This is a genomic window from Achromobacter sp. 1012554356 (assembly GCF_059760815.1).
Genome location: NZ_JCBANC010000007.1, coordinates 106919 through 125866, shown reverse-complemented (window position 1 = coordinate 125866; position 18948 = coordinate 106919). Strand labels below are relative to the sequence as shown.

14 protein-coding genes are annotated in these 18948 nt (G+C 67.4%); 6 read left to right on the top strand and 8 right to left on the bottom strand.

The genetic code is table 11. From position 1 onward, the window contains the following. Window positions 1-4: 4 nt before the first annotated feature. From AC6LJW_RS05350 to xsc, 3 genes are all read right to left on the bottom strand, one after another. A complete protein-coding gene (locus AC6LJW_RS05350) occupies window positions 5-1582 on the bottom strand; it encodes an ABC transporter substrate-binding protein (RefSeq protein WP_056570421.1) in 1578 nt (525 codons plus the stop codon). 124 nt (window positions 1583-1706) lie between these two features. Then, window positions 1707-2627, bottom strand: coding sequence for a bifunctional enoyl-CoA hydratase/phosphate acetyltransferase (locus tag AC6LJW_RS05345; RefSeq protein WP_056570419.1), 921 nt, complete (start codon window positions 2625-2627; stop codon window positions 1707-1709). Between the two features lie 99 nt (window positions 2628-2726). Beyond that, window positions 2727-4538, bottom strand: coding sequence for a sulfoacetaldehyde acetyltransferase (gene xsc, locus AC6LJW_RS05340; protein ID WP_498086688.1), 1812 nt, complete (start codon window positions 4536-4538; stop codon window positions 2727-2729). Between the two features lie 161 nt (window positions 4539-4699). Here xsc and AC6LJW_RS05335 point away from each other — a divergent pair, with 161 nt between their 5' ends. Further along, entirely contained in the window at window positions 4700-5458 is a 759-nt protein-coding gene (locus tag AC6LJW_RS05335; protein ID WP_056570413.1) for an IclR family transcriptional regulator, read from the top strand. 7 nt (window positions 5459-5465) lie between these two features. On the opposite strand, the gene AC6LJW_RS05330 is transcribed toward AC6LJW_RS05335, so the two are convergent. Then, complete coding sequence (locus AC6LJW_RS05330; protein ID WP_498086686.1) at window positions 5466-5984, bottom strand: hypothetical protein; 519 nt, start codon at window positions 5982-5984, stop codon at window positions 5466-5468. 146 nt (window positions 5985-6130) lie between these two features. On the opposite strand from AC6LJW_RS05330, the gene dbpA reads away from it, so the two are divergent. Then, window positions 6131-7519, top strand: coding sequence for an ATP-dependent RNA helicase DbpA (gene dbpA, locus AC6LJW_RS05325; RefSeq protein WP_498086684.1), 1389 nt, complete (start codon window positions 6131-6133; stop codon window positions 7517-7519). Window positions 7520-7597: 78 nt separating this feature from the next. Here dbpA and AC6LJW_RS05320 read toward each other — a convergent pair whose 3' ends face one another. The 3 genes from AC6LJW_RS05320 to AC6LJW_RS05310 are packed head-to-tail and all read right to left on the bottom strand — an operon-like array spanning window position 7598 to window position 13994. Beyond that, the gene (locus tag AC6LJW_RS05320; RefSeq protein WP_498086682.1) at window positions 7598-10018 is read right to left on the bottom strand and encodes a DUF6493 family protein; all 2421 of its coding nucleotides are present in this window, start codon (window positions 10016-10018) and stop codon (window positions 7598-7600) included. 8 nt (window positions 10019-10026) lie between these two features. After that, window positions 10027-12606, bottom strand: a complete 2580-nt coding sequence (locus tag AC6LJW_RS05315; RefSeq protein ID WP_498086680.1) for a DUF6493 family protein — start codon at window positions 12604-12606, stop codon at window positions 10027-10029. After that, complete coding sequence (locus AC6LJW_RS05310; protein ID WP_498086678.1) at window positions 12603-13994, bottom strand: SWIM zinc finger family protein; 1392 nt, start codon at window positions 13992-13994, stop codon at window positions 12603-12605. Before AC6LJW_RS05310 ends, AC6LJW_RS05315 begins: the two co-directional genes overlap by 4 nt. Window positions 13995-14342: 348 nt before the next feature. On the opposite strand from AC6LJW_RS05310, the gene AC6LJW_RS05305 reads away from it, so the two are divergent. The 4 genes from AC6LJW_RS05305 (at window position 14343) to AC6LJW_RS05290 (ending at window position 17259) form a co-directional block, all read left to right on the top strand. Next, on the top strand, window positions 14343-14750 hold the full coding sequence (locus tag AC6LJW_RS05305) for a DoxX family protein (protein WP_056570401.1): 408 nt from the start codon (window positions 14343-14345) through the stop codon (window positions 14748-14750). 272 nt (window positions 14751-15022) lie between these two features. Further along, window positions 15023-15190, top strand: a complete 168-nt coding sequence (locus AC6LJW_RS05300) for a hypothetical protein (RefSeq protein ID WP_200949468.1) — start codon at window positions 15023-15025, stop codon at window positions 15188-15190. 31 nt (window positions 15191-15221) lie between these two features. Next, window positions 15222-16646, top strand: coding sequence for an adenylate cyclase (locus tag AC6LJW_RS05295; protein ID WP_498086676.1), 1425 nt, complete (start codon window positions 15222-15224; stop codon window positions 16644-16646). A gap of 76 nt (window positions 16647-16722) precedes the next feature. Then, on the top strand, window positions 16723-17259 hold the full coding sequence (locus tag AC6LJW_RS05290; protein ID WP_056570399.1) for a peroxiredoxin: 537 nt from the start codon (window positions 16723-16725) through the stop codon (window positions 17257-17259). 68 nt (window positions 17260-17327) lie between these two features. Here the strand turns inward: AC6LJW_RS05290 and AC6LJW_RS05285 are convergent, their stop codons facing one another. After that, on the bottom strand, window positions 17328-18776 hold the full coding sequence (locus AC6LJW_RS05285; RefSeq protein ID WP_498086674.1) for a CoA transferase: 1449 nt from the start codon (window positions 18774-18776) through the stop codon (window positions 17328-17330). Window positions 18777-18948 lie beyond the last annotated feature (172 nt).

Sequence of the window (18948 nt, the reverse complement as noted above, 5' to 3'; positions counted from 1 at the left end):
CCCGCTACTGCACGGAGGTGTCATCCAGCGGCGACAACAGGCCCCATATGCCGGACGGCAGACCTTGCACCTTCTTGGACGACAGCGTGTGGTAGGGAATGACGGTCAGGAAATCGATGGGCACATCCTCGGTCACCAGACGCTGAAACTCCGCATACAGTGCGCGGCGCTTGTCCGCGTCGGTCTCGGTGCCCGCCTGCTCCAGCAGCGCATCGACCTTCGGGTTCTTGTAGGACTGCGTGTTGGTCCAGATGATGTCGCGGATGTTGGACGACATGTACGTGCGATGCACGCCGATGACCGGATCGCCCCAGTTGAAGACGATGTCGGTGGTCATGTCGAAGTCCTTGCCGGCGATGCGCTTGGCCCAAGTCGGAAAGTCGGGCGAGGCGCGCACCTGCACGTTTATGCCCACCTTCTTCAACTGGCTGCGCAGGTATTCCGCGACATTCTTGCCCTGCACGTCGCTGCCGGGCATGTAGTCCACCGTCAGCGTCATGCGCTCGCCCTTGCCGTCCTTCTTGAAGCCGGCCTCGTCCAGCAGCTTTTCAGCCTGCTTCAGATCCAGCGGGTACTTCTTCACGTCGTCGCTGGCGAAGGGGCTGGTGCCCACGATGGGCCCATGCGCCGGCGCGGCAAAGCCCGCGTTCAGCGCCTTGGTGATGAAGCCTTTGTCGGTCGCATAGGCGATGGCCTGGCGCACCCGCACGTCGTCCAGCGGCTTGCGCGTCGTATTGAACGCCAGCCAACTCAGCGCGCCGATGCCTTCATAACCCTTGTTGGTCATGACGATGGACGGATTGTCCTTGGCGCGCCGCAGGATCGTCGGCTCGGTCATGAACGGCAGCGCGCCGATGTCGCCGCGCTCCAGCCCGATCAGCAGATTGGTCGCATCGGGATTGATCTTGACCACCACGCGGTCCAGCAGCGGCTTGCCCTTGATGAAGAATTTGTCGAAGCGTTCCAGCACGATCTCCTGGCCCGGCTTGAATTCCTTGAAGATGAACGGCCCCGAGCCCACCACGTTCGCGGAGTTGCGCGGATGGTTTTTAAGGTCCTGGCCGTCGCCGTAGATGTGCTTGGGCAGCACGGGCATCAGCGCCGGCGACAGCGCCAGCAGAATGGCCGGATGAGGCTTGCTCATGCGCAGCACGGCGGTGCGGGCGTCGGGCGTTTCGACGCTTTCGACGGGCGCGAACATGGTCTGAAACGGATGGTTCTGCTTGACTGCCATGATCGAGAACGCCACGTCCTCGGAGGTCACGGGCTTGCCGTCATGAAAGATCGCGTCGCCGCGCAGGTGCAGCGTCAGCGACTTGCCGTCCGGCGCCAGTTCCCACGACTCGGCCAGATAGGGTTGCGGATTCCAGTCCGCGTCGTAGCGCAGCGGACTGGCAAAGAGCTGTGAGCTGGGCAGCGCCGTGGCGGTCCCGGATTGGACCGCGCCGTTCAGGTGCCGCGGCACCTGCGTGGAGCCGATGACGAGCGTGCCGCCGGCCTTGGGCGCATCCGCCGCGGCGGCGCCCCCCGCCATTGCAAACACCGACAGAATCGTGGCCAGGCCTAGTCTTGCGCTGCGCATGTGCTACCCCTTTGATGTTGTCGCGTGAACCATTCATGGATGGCTTGCGGTCTAGCGTAGTCATCCCTCGGATGCACGCTTAGTACCAAACCGCTGGACTTGGTGGTGCCAGGCCAGCCTGCTCTCAGCCGCCCAGCGCGTGCGCGTACAGCGCCGCGACGGCGCAACTGTTGACGCGCGCCTCCATGGAATCGGACCGGCTCGTCAGCAGCACCGGCACGCGTGTGCCCAGCACCAGGCCCGCCGCGCCGGCGCCCGCCAGCCACGTGAGCTCCTTGTAGAGCATGTTGCCGGCCTCGATGTCCGGCACCAGCAGGATGTCCGCGTCGCCCGCCACGCGCGACACGATGCCCTTCTGGTCCGCCGCTTCGCGCGAGATCGCGTTGTCGAACGCCAGCGGCCCGTCGATGTCGCCGCCGCGGATCTGCCCTCGGTCCGCCATCTTGGACAGCGCCGCGGCATCCAGCGTGGCCGGCATCGCCGGATTCACCGATTCGGTGGCGCACAGCACGGCCACCTTCGGCCGCTCCACGCCCAGCGCGCGCGCCAGGTCGATCGCGTTCTGCGCGATGTCCGCCTTTTCCTGCAGCGACGGCGCGATGTTGACGGCCGCATCCGTCAGGATCAGCAGCTTCGGATACGCCGCCACCGCCATCACGAAGGCGTGGCTGATGCGCCGATTGGTGCGCAGGCCCGATTCACGCGTCACCACCGCGGACATGAAGTGGTCGGTGTGCAAGCTACCCTTCATCAGCATGCTGACCGCGCCATCGCGCGCCAGCGCCGCGGCGGCGCGGGCGGCCAGCAGTTCGTCGTCCGGCGTATCGACGATCTCCATGGAACCCGCTCGCATGCCCTCCTGCGCCATCAGCGCGGCGATGCGGCCGGCCGGCCCGACCAGCACCGGCTCGATGTAGCCGGCCTCGCTGGCCTGGACGGCGGCGCGCAGGCTGACGGGGCACAGCGGATACGCCACCGCGGTGCGCAGCCGCCCCGCCGCCAGCGCGGCAACGCGCAGCGGCTCGAACAAACGGTCGAAAGCCATGTCTTCGCTCCTGCCGCGGCCGCGCGTGCGGCGGCCGGGTGAATGACCGGCGTGGACCGGGGCGTCAACACACGTCCCGGCCCGCGCCGCGCGCGCCGGTCAGCGTCCGGCCGGCTCGATCGGCAGCGGCACCTCGCCGGCCTGGAACGGCTGGTTCACGTACTTGCGGTACTTGTCCAGGAAGCGCACCGGCTGCTTGAGCGCATCGCGGCGGAAGGGATCGCCCAGTTCCTGGCTGACCATCATTTCCAGCACAGTCGTCTTGCCTTCCAGCTGCGCCTGGCACGCGGCCTGCAGCGCGGCGCCAACCTGGTCGGCGTGCTCCACCCGGATGCCTTCGGCGCCCATGGCACGCGCCAGCTCCGAGAAATTCGGATTGAGCAGGTTGCTGCCCACGAAGCGGCGGCCATAGAAGTCCACCTGGTTCTTTTTCTCGGCGCCCCACTGGCCGTTGTGGAACACCACCGCGGTCACCGGGATCTGCTCGCGCACGCAGGTCAGCAATTCCTGAAAACTCATGCACCAGGCGCCGTCGCCCACGTAGGCCACCGCCGGGCGGTCGGGCCGGCCCAATTTGGCGCCGATCAGCGCGGGCAGCGCATAGCCGCAATTGCCGAAGCTCATGGCCGCGAGCATGGAATTGGGCTCGTCAAAGCGCAGATAGCTGTTGGACACCGAGCAGATGTTGCCGATGTCGGTCGACACCATCACGTGCTTGGGCATGGCGCGTTCCAGCTCGCGCAGCATGCGGCGCGGGTGCATGCGGCCGCCGCCCTGCTCGATGATGTCCAGGCTCCAGTCGTCGCGCTCGTGCGACCAACTGTCCAGTTCCTGTTCCCACTCAGCCTTCTGCGCAGCGATCTCGCTGGCGCGCCCTTCCTTGGTGCGGGTGCAGGCGACATCGCGTGCCTGCAACCGTGCCGTCAACGCGGCAGCAGCCGGCTTGGCGTCGCCGCAGATGCCCACCGACACCGGGCGTACCAGGCCAAGCATGCGGTGGTCGGCGTCGACCTGGATGATGCGGGCGTTCTGCGGCCAGTATTCCAGGCCGTGCTGCGGCAACGTGCCGAAAGGTCCCAGCCGCGTGCCCAGCGCCAGCACCACGTCCGCCTGCGACAGGAGCTTCATCCCCGCCTTGGCGCCCTGATAGCCCAGCGGGCCGCACCACAGCGGATGACTGGCCGGAAAGGCGTCGTTATGCAGATAGCTGGTGACCACCGGCGCGCCCAGCAGCGCGGCCAGCGCCACGCATTCGGCCTGGCCGTCCGAAAACAGCACGCCGCCGCCCGCCACGATGACCGGGAACTTGGCCTCGGCCAGCATGCGCGCCGCCGCCTCCAGGTCCTCTTCCGACCCGGGGCCGCGACGGATGCGGCGCGGCTCCGGGATGGCAACATCGATCTCGCCATAGAAGTAGTCGCGCGGAATGTTCAACTGCGCGGGGCCGCGCTCGGCCATCGCATTGTCGAACGCCTTGGCGGTGAATTCTGCCATGCGGTCCGGACGGTTCACGTGCGCCTGGTATTTGGTGATGCGCGAAAAGATAGGAAGCTGTTCGGTTTCCTGGAAGCCGCCCAGCCCCATGCCCGCCGTGCCGGTCTCGGGCGTGATCGCCACGACCGGGCTGTGCGCCCAGTAGGCGGCCGCCACGCCGGTCACGAAGTTGGTGATGCCGGGGCCGTTTTGTGCAATGCACACGCCGTGCCGGCCGGTCACACGCGAGTAGCCGTCGGCCATGTGCGCCGCGCCCTGCTCGTGCACCGTCGGCACAAAGCGGATGCCGGCCGCGGGAAACAGGTCCAGCGCATCCATGAAGGCCGAACCGACGATGCCGAAAACATCCTTGACGCCCTGCGCGACCAGCGTTTCGACAAACGCTTCGCTGGGGGTCATGTGTTGCTTGCTGCTCATGGTCTCTCTCCTGGCGTGCCGGCGCTTGTCCGATTGCTGATTGGCCGGTGTGATCCGATACTGCGCCAGAAACCCCCGGCTTCCCACCCCATGCCGTTTCATTTTCTGCAATTTCTGTGCGAGGATGGTCAGCCGATCGCGGAAATCTCAATTATTGAAAGATGAAAGACGAATCCTCCGCCGCCCTGCGCGCGCTGACCTTGCTGGAACAGGTTGCACGCTCGGCCCAGCCCGTCTCGCTGGCCGAACTGACCGACGCCACCGGCCTGCCCAAACCTTCCGTGCTTCGGATCCTGTCGCGCCTGGTCGATGCCGGCATGCTGCTGCGCGAACCGGCCGGCAAAAGCTATGTCAGCGGCCCGCGCCTCGGTGCGCTGGCCCGCGACACGCTGCTCAATTCGCCGCTGCGTGGCGAGCGCCACCGCATCCTGGACAGCCTGGTCGACGAGATCGGCGAGACTTGCAACTGCACCATGCTCGACGGCGACGAGGTCATCTACCTGGACCGCGTGGAAACCGCCTGGCCGCTGCGCGTCAACCTGCAATCCGGCTCGCGCGTGCCGCTGCATTGTTCGGCCAGCGGCAAGCTGTTTCTGGCCTATATGCGCCGGGAAACCCGGCAACGAATGCTGGCCGCCGCGCAACTGCCGCGCTATACGCCGAACACGCTGTGCGACGTAGCCTCGCTGGAAGAAGAGCTGCGGGTCATCAAGAAGGAAGGCGCCAGCTTCGACCGGGAGGAATTCCTGCTGGGCATCGTCTGCATGGCGGTGCCCATCCTGCATGGGTCGCGGGCGATTGCGGCGGTGGCGCTGCATGCGCCGGTGGCAAGGCTGTCGATCGACGGCGCCCGGGCGTGGCTGCCGCGCATGCAGGAGGCGGCGCGGGCGCTGGCGGGGACGTATGAGGCGTCCGCGTAACCGTTATTCAGCCGTCCTGGTCTTTGCGCGCGGCGCCGGACTCGGCCCGCTCCTGCCGGCGGTTTCGCGCGCCCTCGATCTTGGCGAGCAGCGGCTGCTTTTTCTGAATGACGATTTCCAGGTAGCGTTCCCGGGGCAAGACAAGCCTGATGACCGTGGGCAACGCCTCGTAAGCGCGCTCCAGCACGTCCTTGACCATCGCGTCGTCCTTGAGCTTTTCGGCCGAGACGCTGAGCAGGCCGTCGACTGTCACGCGCTCAATGGTCTGCCAATGCTGTTCGACGAGCGCGCTGCCTTTTTCCGCGGTGGCGCCGGCCAGCTCGCGACCCTTTTCGGCCGTGGCACCCGCCAGTTCCCTGCCCCTTTCGGCCGTGGCGCCCGCCAGCTCAAGGCCCTTGGCCCGGGCAATCGCCGCGGCATCGCCCAACTGGGCTTTTGATCTTTCGAGCGCGCCTGCCGTGCGGCTGGTGAGCGCCTTTGCCTTGACGGCTGCGCCTTCCCGTAGCGCCTTCAACTTGTCGAACATGATCCACCCTGACATCGGTTGCCGTTGATTATCGGGACAGGCCCGCCCCGCAGCCGGCCATGCCCGTCGGCAGATCATACCGACTCAGGCTTTACACTAACGCGCAACTCAGCCTTTTTCCGATCCCTTGCGGGATCCGCCCCTCCGTGACCGACACCGCCTTCTCCTCCCTTCCCCTCCTGCCGCCCCTGCTCGACAACCTGAAAACCCTGGGTTTCGAACAGATGACACCCATCCAGGCGCAGGCCCTGCCGCTGATCCTGGAACGGCGCGACGTGATCGCCCAGGCCAAGACCGGCAGCGGCAAAACCGCCGCCTTCGGGCTGGGCGTGCTGCAGAACCTGGACGTGAACCGCCTGACGCCGCAAGGGCTGGTGGTCTGCCCTACCCGCGAACTGGCGGATCAGGTCGCACAAGAGCTGCGGCGGCTGGCGCGCCTGATTCCCAACGTGAAGATCCTGACGCTGTGCGGCGGCGCTGCGGCCCGGCCGCAGGCCGAGTCGCTGGCGCGCGGCACGCATCTGGTGGTGGGCACGCCCGGCCGCATCCAGGACCATCTGGCGCGCGGCAGCCTGGACCTGTCCGGCTTGAACACGCTGGTCCTGGACGAGGCGGACCGCATGGTGGACATGGGCTTTTACGACGACATCGTCGCCATTGCCTCACACTGTCCCGCCAAGCGCCAAACGCTGCTGTTCTCAGCCACCTACCCTGACAACATCCGCAAGCTCAGCGCGCGCTTCCTGCGCAATCCGGCCGAGGTCAAGGTCGAGGCGCAGCACGACGCCAGCCGCATCGAGCAGCTTTTCTACGAGATCAACGAAGGTGAACGCCTGGATGCGGTGGCAAAGCTGCTGGCGCATTTCCGGCCGGTTTCCACGCTGGCCTTCTGCAACACCAAGATCCGCAGCCATGACCTGGTGGAACGCCTGCAGGCCGAGGGCATCAGCGCGCAGGCGCTCAATGGCGACCTGGAACAGCGCGAACGCGACGAAATCCTGATCCAGTTCTCCAATCAGAGTTGCGCCGTGCTGGTCGCCACCGACGTGGCCGCGCGCGGTTTGGACATCCAGAACCTGGGCGCGGTCATCAACGTGGACGTGACCAAGGACACCGAAGTCCACGTACACCGCATCGGCCGCAGCGGCCGTGGCGACCAGAAGGGGTTGGCGCTCAGCCTGTGTTCGCCCGAGGAAATGCGCTGGGCCAACCTGATCGAGCAGTACCAGGGCGCGCCGCTGAAGTGGGCTGACCTCAAGTCGCTGCGCCCCAAGGCCGACCGGCCGCTGCGCGCGCCCATGGTCACGCTGAACATCCAGGGCGGCAAGAAGGACAAGCTGCGTCCCGGCGATCTGCTGGGCGCGCTGACCGGCGACGGCGGCCTGACGTTCGAACAGGTCGGCAAGATCAACATCACCGAGTTCAACTCGTACGTGGCCCTGGACCGGCAGATCGCCAAGCAGGCGTTCTCGCGCATTTCCAACAGCAACATCAAGGGCCGCCGGTTCCGCATGCGCTTCCTGGAAGAGTTCTAAGCACGTTGCTGCCGAAGCGGATTGAATGCGGGTTTACACCTTGGCGCTCTTTCCGCCCGGCGGGCTCTGACGAACGCGCTATGGCGTCTTCAGCGCCAACAGCGCCTTGGCGGCCTTGGCGGCGGCTGACGTGCCGGTAAAGCCCGCCAGCCAGCCGCGCAGTTCCGAGTCCGCAACCGGCTGCGCATGGCGCAGCGACTCATCCAGCAGCACCGTGAGCAGCGATCCGATACCGCGCGCCTTGGGATCCAGGCGCGGCAACAGGCCGCCCAGCACGGCAATGACCGCGGCGGGCGCCAGCGTCGCCGCATCGGTGAAGGACGCCGCCCAGCGCGTCAGCACGATAGCCGGCGCGCAGGCGGCGTAGGCTTGCGCCGCGGCCGTCGCGTCCACGCGCTGCGGGATCGCGGCGGCAAAAACTTCCACCGCTTGTGCGCGCACCTCCGCCTGCTTGGCCGCCATGCCCAGGGCCAGCAACTGGACTGTCTCCGGCTGCCAGGCGCCCGGATGCACGGCAAGAACGCGCAGGACGGCGGGCGCGCGATGCTCGGCCTCGTCGCCCGCCGCCACGTTCATGATCTCGATGCTGGCCGCGGCCAGCGGCAGGGTCGATCCCGGATTGGCCAGGCCGAGTTCCGCGCAGACCAGCCCGTGGGCGTCGACACTGTCGTGGTGTTGCGGCGCGCTCGACGGAATCAACGCCGGCTGCGTGGCCGTAGGCGCCTCGGCGGGCTCGGCATGGACCACCGGACTCCACCACACCCACTGCGGCGAACCATCGGTCTTCAAGGTGCTGGACCCGCGGCTGCGCCACTCGACCCGCACCGTGTCGGTGATCTGCGGCCATGCACCGCCGGTGGCCTGAATCACCCCCGCGCGGTGCTCGGGATGCACGCGCAGCAAGGCCTGAACCAGATCCACCGGTAGCGGCGCGCCGCTGTTCCTGCTCGCCTCGAAACGGGCCAGCAGGGCATCCGCGTCGACCCAGCCGTGCGTGTTGGTAGGCGTGGCCAGCAGCGGACGGTGCGGCGCCCTGCCTTGCACGACCCCGGCCACTTCGCGCAGGCGGGTGATGAAGCTGGGCAGCAGGGAGGATTGCTCGGCGCTCGGCAGCGGCTGGGGTTCGCCCACGTTCTCATACACCCACTCGCCGTTGACGACCTGGCTCGTGGTCTTCCGCCAGTACTTTTGCGGCAGGAAGGGACTCTCGGGATCATGCGCCGCCAGCAGCAACGCCGCTGCGTAGTGCTGGGCGTCGCGCTCCGCCAGGTGGCGGGCTCGCTTCACCAAGGGCGCGACGGTGGCAGCCACCTGACCGGACGTCGCCAGCCACGCCAGCGCCAGTTCGAACTCCAGCACGTCGGCGGGCGCTTCCAGCAGCGCCGCATAGCGCTCAAGGGCGTCAGCGTCGGTCCACGGGTGCAGCGGCCCGGGCAGCGGCAAGCCGGAAGACGTGTTTGTCGGGAGATGGGCAGTGGCGCCTTCCGCGAGGCCTGTCCCCGGTGTGCGCAAGGCCTCGGCGGCCCCGGCATCTTTGCCGGCCAAATCCGGCAGCAACACCGCCACCGCCGGCGCCAGCGCGTCGCGCTGCTGCTGCGCCAGGTCCGTCCGGCCCAGCTTCGCCAGTGCCTTCACCGCCGCCCGCTGCACGTCGGCATGCGGATGTGCGAGGCCCAGGGCCAACGCCTCTGCCAGGGCATCGGGTTCGGTGCTCGCCTGCGCGCCAAGCGCTTCCAGGATGCGCAGCACCGACAGCGCCGCGGCCTTCGATCCCGAGAAAGCGCCCCCGCAGGCGTCCACAAAGGGCGCGGCGTCGAGCAGGCCCTCCTTGTGCAGCGTTTCGAACTGCTTCACGGCCAGCGCGACGGTGGCCGTGATCGGCGAACCCAGGCTCTGGCGCAGCAGCGGCTGGTCCGCCGCCGCCTCGCCAGGCGTGGGGGCCAGCGTGGCGTACACACGCGAAAACCAGCCGGCGCGATAGGCGGAGAAATCCCGGTTGAGCGCCTCCAGGCAGCCGCGCAGCACGCGGCGACGGTCCAGCGTGCCTTCGTTGGCCAGCAGCACGACCGTGTTGTGCCAATTCAATTCCTCACGCGAGAACTTGTCGATGTTGGCCAGCGAGATCTCGCCGCCGCCTTCCACCTCGAAGAGCCGCCAGAACACCTCGTCGCGCAGCGCATGGTCGTGGCGCAGCATGAACAGACGCACTTCCTGTTCCTGCCGTCCGCCCAGCCCGCCGACCATGGCCAGCACATAGTCATCCGTCCGGTCGACCTGCAGCCCGTTGAACACCTCGTTCAGGCGGATCGGCAAAAAATTCGGGCGCTGGGACCAGCCCTGCGCCATCTCGCGCAGCCGCTTGGGCGAGGCCTGCACCGCGCGCATGTCTTCCGACTGTACGCCCAGCATGGCGTCGTACAGCGAGCGCAACGTCGCGCCCTCCTCGATCAGCCGCGCCGTATCGCGGTAGTAGTCCCAGAGGTTTTTGTAGGTGGTCATGCGAGTGGCTATCCTTCGAGAGCCCGCTGCGCGGCGGCAGCGGCAGTTGTGGCCAAAGGCGTCACGCGCGGCACGACGGCTTCCAGGCTGCGCAGGGTTACCGCCAGCACGGATGCGCCCTTGCGCCGCGCCGCCAGCGTGGCGGGCAACGCGATTGGCATACCGTAGTCATCGGACAGGCGCGCGGCCAGTTCGATGAGCTTGCCGGCCTGGGCCAGCGGCTTGCCTTCGGCATCGAGCAACTGCGGCAGCAGCGCCTCCAGCGTCTGAAGCGTGCGGCAGCCGGCGAGCGCGCTGATGGATGCGGCATCGCCCAACGTCTGCGCGAGCCGCCCGGCCAAAGCGAAGCCCTGCGCCAGATGCGCTGCGATCTGAGCGGCGAACGGCGCGGGATCCAGCAGGCCGGCGTCGGCCAGCCGCGCGATCGCCTCCGCCGCCTGCGCACGCTGCTCGGCCATTTTTCCCGATGCGGCCAGCGCCAGGGCCGAATAGACGGGCGCGCCGGGCGGCAACCGGGACGCGCCCAGCGCCGTCAGCAACGGCCCCAGGCCGCGCACGTTGATGACCTGCACCGCCGCGCACAGCATCGGATGGAAATGCGCGGCCAGCGTGTCGGGGTTGGATTGCAGCAGCCAGGCCGTCCATTCGACGACTTGGTCGTAACCGTCCTGCTCACGCGCCTCCTGGGCGCGGAACGTGAATTCGGGGGGCACGTCGGCAACATCGAGGGCCGCCGACGCAAAGGCGTCGCCGACCGCGGCGGCGCCCGTCGCCATCCAGAACGGTTTGGGGCCATCTCCCAACACCGCGAGGTCGCGCGAAAACGTGCCCTCGCCCGGCTCGGCAAGCACGCGCTCCCACACGAAGCGCTGCGCGGAGATGGCCGCCGGCGGCCTGAACGGCGTGCCCTGCGCCCGGCTCGACCGCAGGTCGTGAAAGACGCCGGCCAGCAAGGCCAGCGGAGAATGCGTGGGCAGGTATTGATAGCCCCAGCGGGAGGTCCAGGTTTCATCGGACTTCCAGTCGCCGGTTTCCGCGTCGTAGCGGCTGCTGGAGACGGTTTGTTCCTGCAAGGCCACGCCGGCGGGCTCCGGCTTGCCCGCGACGGCCACGACATAGCGGGCGTAGCCTCGGAAACTGACGTCTTCCCTGCCCAGCAGCGCGGCGGCCAGCAGGCGTCGCGGCGACGCATCCCGTTCCTCCCACACCGAATCGATGATCTCGGCGGCGCGGTATTGCAACGCCTCGGGCAGCGGCTGGTGCGGACGGCCGGCTAGGTAATCGAAGATGCGCGGCAGGTCGGCGCCGTGCCCTGTCCCCTCGAACTGCGCGGCGATCGATGCGTGCAATGCATCGTCGCCGCTGATGCGGGGCGTTGGATCGGGAAGATCGGGCAGCGGCATGCGGCGCGGCGCCGGTATTGCGATCCCTCGGGAAACGCCGTCAACCTCCACGCAGGCCTGACCGCGCGCCTCGGCCGCTTGCGTCTCGCTGGACGGCGTCACCAGCTTGCGCGCCAGCGGCGCGACGTCCAATGGCATGCCTTCCAGCGCTTCGCCCACGATCCCCGACATGCGATGCCGCTGCCCGGCATCGGTTTTTAGCGCGGCAAACAGCCCAAGCAGGGCCTTGACGAGCTTCTTCTCCGATCGGGTCAGGACCGCGGACCCGGCCTCGATCATCGCGTCCACGTCCAGCTGTCCGGCGGCGCGCTTGAGCATGTCTAGGGCCAGGCCGAGCGCCGTGCTCGGCGCTGTGCCGAGCACGGCGAAATACGTGTGCTGGCGGGCCGCGACCTCATGCGCGGCCGGGTCGGCCAGGCGATGCATGCGCAAATACCAGGCAATGGTCTTCGCCGGAAAATCGCGCAGCAGCGCCTCCAGCGACTCGGCGAGCAGGCGGTCGCGGAACGCCTCGTTGTCTTGGCAAAGCGTGAGGACGGCGGCGTCCCAGGCAGGCCCGGTGCGCTCCATGAGTAAGTAATCGGCGCCCATGCCCTCGACCCGGAACAGGGCCCAGAACTCGCGCGCGATCTGATCGGGGTGGGCCTGAAGATAGGCGGCCATGAGCTTGCCATGGTCCGCGTCCAGTTGTCCGTCCCCGCCGATGGCGCTGACCTGTTGCACGAAACAGCGTAGATAAGCCGCGGATAGAGACGCATCGCTGTCCAGCCGAACCAGCGCGTGGCACACCGGCCATGCCAGATCCTCGGCCCACCAGCGCTGCTCCGCCAACAGTTCGACGAACGCGGCGCGCCACGGCGCGTCCCGTCCCGCCGCGGCATCGACGACAGCCGCCGCCATGTCGCCATGTCGCGTGGCATATTCGCGCTTGCGCACCATGTCCGCCGGCGCCAGCGTATCCGCCACGAGCTTGGGCTTGCCCAACGCCGCCAACACAAAGCACGCCCGCGGCGTGGGGCCCTCCGCGCTGAACAGGCGGGACGGCGGCAAGACCTTGGCCAACGCGGCGCGGTCCTCCTCGTTCGCCCCATCCAGCGCGCGTGCAAAAGATGCAATATCCGCCGCATCGCCACCGCCGGCGGCGTCGCGCAGCGCCGCACGGCGTTCAATCAGGCTCAGGGTCATGCGTCGGCTCCAGTTGCGTTGACCGGGTCAAGAAACATGCGTACCGCCAACGTGTGTTTGCACGGCCCGCGCGTGCCTTGATATTTGGCGTGCCAGGGGCAGGTGCAGCGATCCAGAACCGGTTCGGCGCCCAGCGCAACCCGATAGCGCTGCTGCGCCGATTGGACTGAGAACTGCCCCTCGCCTTCATGCCGGACACCACCGCCGGCCACCAGCTTGCGTGCATCGGCAAGCCGCGGGTGCAGCGTATCGAGCAGCCCCGCCTGGACCGGCAGCGGCCGATGGAAATACGCGCCGGCCGCCAGATCGAACCCCACCTGGCCGGAAGACGCCAGCACGCTCAGCGCGGACAGGATCTGCGGTTCCGGCAGCAGGGCCCGCTCGGCCAGCCGCGCAATGTCGATGCGCGGCTCGAAGGCCAGCAGCGTCGACACGAACGCTGCATCCTCATTCGCATCCCCGCCCGCGACCCGGTGCAGCATCGCCCCCTCGCCCGAGAAACCGCGCGCTTTCTCCGGGCTGAGGCCCAGCGTGACCCGTGCGCCCGGCAGTTCCAGCACCCAGGCGCTGGCTTGCGGCAGCGCCCCTGCCGCCGCATCGGCACCATACGCGCGCAGCGCGGTGGCATGGCGCAGCAAGGGTTCCAGGACGCGCAGCCTTTCTGGCCCCGCCACGCAGACCGCGCCAGGCGTCGCCTGCGTGGCCAGCCGCAGCGAGCGGGCAGCCTGGGTCGCCCACATCACGGTTTTGGTCGCCGATGACCGGGGCAAAGCCTGCATGAACTGGCGCAAGGCCGCCCCCGTCAGAACATGGCGGCACGCCATGTCCGACGACAGCATCTGCGTCTCGGCAAAGCCCTTGAGCCAGCGCGCGGGCAGCGGCACTTTCTCTTCGACGATCTCCCCCGCTTGCGTCGTCACCCGCAACGCATCGCTGCCCACGTTCAGGTGCAGGGGCTCCGACGGTCGCAGCCCTGCCAGCGCCTGGCGCAACGGGGGATTCACGTCCACGTTGGTGACGCCCGCCGCCAGGTGCGTAGCGTCCAGCGCCGCCGCGTCCACGTCCAGCCGCGCATACACGCCGCAGCACACGCTGAAGGACTCGAAGCGCAGGCCTTCGGGCGTGGACGTCACGACCGGATCCGCCGCCCGCAGCACCGCCGCCAGCGTATTTGGCGGCACGTAGAAGCGCGTGCGCGCCACCCGCGCCAGCATCAGCAGCGCTTGCGCCACCACGGCGGGCTGCGCGACGAATCCGGAAAAGAAGAAGGGATGCACCACCGCGCCCGACGGCGCAAGACCGCCGCTGGTGGCCAGGTTCAGGTCGGCCTGGCCCTGCCGCTGGGCGATTTCGGAGGGGGCAAGATACGCATAGGCCAGCGCCGTCATGATTCGTGGCTCCGGGACCGGCGCGGCACGCTGCGCGGATCCGTTGCCGACATCGGCAGGGAAGTAGGCCCGTGATCTGGCTGGGGCGCGCACCTGCCGTGGGGTGTCTGCGCCAATGAGACTTTCAGCTGCTTGTTCATTGGGGACACATCTTAACTGGCATGGGCAGGCACCCGGCTACCGGCTGCGGGCAAAGCTTGTGGGTTTTGTACCGGCTTTGCCATAATGGCGCCGCCTGCACGCCCGTATGCTGGATTTTTCGAATGTGCGGCGGGCACGGAACCAAAGGCAAGCGGTGCGTTCCAACTGGCGCACTGTCCCCCTTAACCATCAAAAGAGAAACTCACCATGATGAAGTCCGATGACACCGGCAAGCTGATCCTGCGCCTGACCCTCGGTATTCTGATTCTGCTCCACGGCCTGGCCAAACTGACCGGCGGCGGCGTCGGCGGCATCAGCGGCATGCTGTCCTCCCACGGCTTGCCCGGCTTCCTGGCCTACGGCGTCTACGTGGGCGAAATCATTGCCCCCGTCCTGCTGATCATCGGCGTCTACACCCGTCTGGGCGGCCTGATCATCGCCATCAACATGGTCGTCGCCATCCTGCTTGCACACAGCGGCAGTATTGCCAGCATGACCAACAACGGCGGCTGGGCACTGGAACTGCAAGGCATGTTCCTCTTCACCGGCCTGGCAATTGCCTTCATGGGCGCCGGCCGTTTCAGCCTGGCCGGCAACGGCGGCCGCTGGAACTGACCGCCCGACCTGCCCGCCGCAAATAGCGCGGCCGATCAAGGCGACGTCATGGGGACCGCATCACGCGGTCCCCTTTCTTTTTGCGACGCAAATAACGCATTCACGCAGGCATTGATACGAACGACATCGACCGTCACGCACCCGCAATCACTGGTCACGCGAAAGCTGTTTCGGAACGATTACAGTCCCGAACTCGACCCCGTGGCCGTGGCCTAATTCCCATGAGCGCAGGAAAGGCGTATCTCACGCCTTGCGCCCGGCGGGAGCCGAAAATGAAGAAGCAAGTGTTGTTGTTGATGGCGATGGCAAGCGCCCTGAGCGGCTGTGTGGTCGTGCCGGCGCGGCCGGCCTACTACCGGCCCGCTCCGGTCTATTACACGCCGCATTATTACTATTACCCGGCGTATCCCGCCCCGCATTATTACTATCGCGGCTATTGAACCGCGGACTTGCTGCGCAGAGGACATTCTCATGAGCCCTTCCTTCCAGATCGCCCGCTTGCGCCCCCTGGCCACCGCAGCCCTTTTGGCGGCCAGCGCGGCCGCTACCGCGCAGACCGTCTATTCGACGCAGCAGGTGCCGGCGCCGTCCGCCCCGAACGTCTATTCCACGCAGCAGGCGCCGGTTCCGTCCGCCTATGAGCCAGCCTACGACGAGGGCGACCCCGCCAATGCGAACCTTGCGCTGGTGGACCGCAGCCCGGAACCGCCGCCGCCCCTGCCGGTGTATGTACAGCCGCCAGCGCCATCCGATGGCTATCTGTGGGTGCCGGGCTACTGGAGCCGCAACCGCTACGGCTTTTTCTGGGTGCCTGGCGCCTGGGTGCTGGCTCCGTTTCAGGGCGCGCTCTGGACGCCCGGATATTGGGGCTTCTCCAACGGCGTGTATCTCTGGAACACGGGCTACTGGGGACCGCATGTGGGGTTTTACGGCGGCATCAACTATGGCTTCGGCTATACCGGTCTGGGGTATGTCGGCGGCTACTGGAAGCGCGACCGCTTCTACTACAACCGGTCCGTGACGAACGTGAACGTGACGCGCGTGACCAACGTCTACCACCGCGACATTGTCATCAACAATGTGGACAACCGCCGTGTCAGCTATCACGGTGGCCCGCAAGGCGTGCGCCGGACGGCCGACCCGCGCGAATTGGCCGCGCGCAACGACCGCCACTCCGGACCCACGGCCGTGCAGCGTGGCTACGTGCGCGATGCGGGCGGCAACCGTGCGCAGTTCTACGAACACAACAAGGGACGGCCGCCGCAGGCGTATCTGGACCATGCTGACAACGGCAGACCGGGCCGGGATGGCCGCGCGCAGGGCAACAACCCGCCGCCTGGGTCAGCCCTGACCGACGATCGCGGGCGTGACGGACGGCCTGGGCAGCGTCCGCGCGACCCTTCCGCACAGCCCGACCGCCTGGCGCAAGACCGCCAGCAGCAGGTCCGCGACCAGCAGGCGCGCGATCAACTCAGAAACGACCAGCAGCGCCAGCAGCAGGCTCGCGAGCAGCAAGCCCGTGAGCAGCAGGACCGCAACCGCCAGCAGAACGACGCGCAGGCGCAGCAGCAGCTTCGCCAACAGCAGATGCGCGACCAACAGGCCCGCCAGCAATTGCAGCGCGACCAGCAGAACCAGCAGGATCTGCGTGAGCGGCGGCAGCAGGATCAACAGGCGCGCCAGCAGCGCGAACGCGATGACCGCGCGCGGCAAATGGCGCAGGACCGTCAAGAGCACGAACAGCAGGCGCGCCAGCAACGGGAACGCGACCAGCAGCAGACACAGCAACGCCATCAACAGCAGCGCGACCAGCAGGCCCGGCAGCAGCAACAGCAGCAACAGCAGCAGCGCGACCAATCCCGGGGCAATGGCCGTGGCGGGCCTGATGGCGGCTGAACTGGACCCTCGCCCGCCGCGCCGCTACAGTAGGCAGCTTGCCGCGGCTTTTTCGCGGTCCCAACTGGAGACTCCCATGAAGCGCCTTGCCCCCTGGTTCCTGGTATGCGGCCTGCTGGCCGGCACGGCGGCGAATGCCGCACTGCCCGTCGGCGCGCCCGCACCGGACTTCAGCGTGCCCGCTTCGCTGGGCGGCAACGAATACACGTTCAAGCTGAACGAAGCACTCAAGCAAGGTCCCGTGGTGCTGTATTTCTTTCCGGCGGCCTTCACGCAGGGCTGCACCATCGAAGCCCACAACTTTGCGGAAGCCACGGACGAATACAAGTCGCTTGGCGCCACCGTCATCGGCGTATCCACCGACAACATCGACACGCTCAAGAAGTTCTCCGTCAGCGAATGCCGCAACAAATTTGCCGTCGCGGCGGACAGCGACGGCAAAGTGATGAAGGCTTATGACGCCGTGCACGACAGGCGGCCGGAGTATGCGCAGCGCGTGTCTTACGTGATCTCGCCGGAAGGCAAGATCCTGTATGAATTCACGGACATGAGCCCCGAATCGCACGTCACGAACACGATGCGGGCGCTGCGGGCCTGGAAGGCAAAGCAATAAGGCCATGGCGCGCGCTCACCGCGCGCGCCAACTTCCCGACTTAAACTGCCCGCCTTAATCTGCCCGACTTAATTGAACGGCCAGACCGTCGGATGCGTACCCGGGGGGCTGGACGGCCGGATCCACCGCGCCGGCGTTTCCGAGAAGCGCGCCGCATGCCGCACGGCGACCAGTTCGCCAAAGCCTGACGGCGACGTTTCCATCAGGCCGTCAAACCCGGGCATCGCACAGTCCAGCCCGCCATCGACCCGGCCAAGGCCACGAAGCCAGTGCGCCGTCTGGGCAAGCGACACCCGCACGTGCCAACTGCCGCCTTCGGTCGCCTGGCGCGCCAGCGCCGCCTGCGCGCCGAACGCCATCAGGTAACCCGAGGCATGATCCAGGATCTGCATGGGCAACGCCTTGGGCGTCGCCTGCCCGGCCGCCAGCGCTTCCGCGTGGTTGAAACCGGTGGACGTCTGCACCAGGGAATCGAAACCGCGGCGGTTGGCCCACGGACCCGTCGTGCCATACGCATTCAAGGACACGTAGACGATGCCGGGACGGATGCGCGCCGCGTCCAGGGGACCGAATCCAAGCGCGGACATCCCGCCCGGACGGTAACCCTGCACGAAGATGTGCGCGCTGCGCAGCAAATTGCCAAGCGCGATGCGGCCATCCGCCGTATCCAGGTCGGCCAGCACCGACAGCTTGCCGCGGCTGGTGTCGATGATGTTGTCGATATTGGGCAATTGCGGGCTGTTGACCAGCATCACGTCGGCGCCATAGGCAGCCAACGCGCGGCCGCACACCGGTCCGGCGATGATGCGCGTCAGGTCGAGCACGCGGATGTCCTGCAGCGGACGCGCGATCTGCGCGTACTTGGGCAGCGGGCGCGGATCGGCCTCGCCAATGCGTTCGATGGTCAGGAGGGGCTGCGCCGCGACGGCCTGCCCTTGCGGGTGGCGATCCCATTCCTCGAATGAGCGCATGGCTGACACCACCATGCCGGCATCGGCCGCGACCTGTTCGAAATCCAGCGCCTTCCAGCGGCTCAGCGCGCGTTCCACGGCCTCGCGCGTCGCGCCGTCGCCCGTCGGGCAGCCCAGCAACGCCAACGCACCGTCACGGTGATGCGCGAAATTGGCGTGGATGCGCACCCAGCCTCCATCGCCGCAACGATAGACGCCCGTAATCGGATCCCAGATATTGGGCGTGACGCCGTTGATCGTGAAGTGGCTGCGGCACTCCTGCGCCGCATGCAGCATGTCTACGCTGACCTGTTGGCGGGCGCCGCCACGCAGATGCCAGACCTCGGCAGCAGCCAGCGCGGCGGCGGCCATGCTGGCCTGCGCCGCCGTACCCACGGCGAATGAAGATGGGACGACAGGCTCGGCGCCCGTCAGCACCACGTGCTCCAGCGACTCCTCCGGCAAATCGACCGATTGCCAAAGCTTCTGCAATACATCGCGGGACGTCTTGCCTGCGGGTGTGCGCCCCTTCAGAAAGGACGGTCGGAAGTCCATCAGGTTTCCCATAGCGTTTGCCTGCTCTTAGTCGTTTATTTGCATTACATGGCGGGGTCCCGCGTGCGTCAATACGCCCCGCAGGCCAGCGTGTTTCATGGTTTGACGGCAAATTCGGGCGTCTCGGCCGCCCGGACGCCCGCTCGGCTCTCCCCCTTGCGAGGCCGCGGCGCAGCGGGTTGCG

Excerpts from the sequence above, each read along its gene's own strand:
- AC6LJW_RS05310 (WP_498086678.1), bottom strand. The coding sequence starts at position 13,994 with ATGACGGCGCTGGCCTATGCGTATCTTGCCCCCTCCGAAATCGCCCAG.
- xsc (WP_498086688.1), bottom strand. The coding sequence starts at position 4,538 with ATGAGCAGCAAGCAACACATGACCCCCAGCGAAGCGTTTGTCGAAACG.
- AC6LJW_RS05285 (WP_498086674.1), bottom strand. The coding sequence starts at position 18,776 with ATGGGAAACCTGATGGACTTCCGACCGTCCTTTCTGAAGGGGCGCACA.
- AC6LJW_RS05295 (WP_498086676.1), top strand. The coding sequence starts at position 15,222 with ATGAGCCCTTCCTTCCAGATCGCCCGCTTGCGCCCCCTGGCCACCGCA.
- AC6LJW_RS05305 (WP_056570401.1), top strand. The coding sequence starts at position 14,343 with ATGATGAAGTCCGATGACACCGGCAAGCTGATCCTGCGCCTGACCCTC.
- AC6LJW_RS05300 (WP_200949468.1), top strand. The coding sequence starts at position 15,023 with ATGAAGAAGCAAGTGTTGTTGTTGATGGCGATGGCAAGCGCCCTGAGC.
- AC6LJW_RS05315 (WP_498086680.1), bottom strand. The coding sequence starts at position 12,606 with ATGACCCTGAGCCTGATTGAACGCCGTGCGGCGCTGCGCGACGCCGCC.
- AC6LJW_RS05320 (WP_498086682.1), bottom strand. The coding sequence starts at position 10,018 with ATGACCACCTACAAAAACCTCTGGGACTACTACCGCGATACGGCGCGG.
- AC6LJW_RS05345 (WP_056570419.1), bottom strand. The coding sequence starts at position 2,627 with ATGGCTTTCGACCGTTTGTTCGAGCCGCTGCGCGTTGCCGCGCTGGCG.
- AC6LJW_RS05335 (WP_056570413.1), top strand. The coding sequence starts at position 4,700 with ATGAAAGACGAATCCTCCGCCGCCCTGCGCGCGCTGACCTTGCTGGAA.
- AC6LJW_RS05330 (WP_498086686.1), bottom strand. The coding sequence starts at position 5,984 with ATGTTCGACAAGTTGAAGGCGCTACGGGAAGGCGCAGCCGTCAAGGCA.
- AC6LJW_RS05350 (WP_056570421.1), bottom strand. The coding sequence starts at position 1,582 with ATGCGCAGCGCAAGACTAGGCCTGGCCACGATTCTGTCGGTGTTTGCA.
- AC6LJW_RS05290 (WP_056570399.1), top strand. The coding sequence starts at position 16,723 with ATGAAGCGCCTTGCCCCCTGGTTCCTGGTATGCGGCCTGCTGGCCGGC.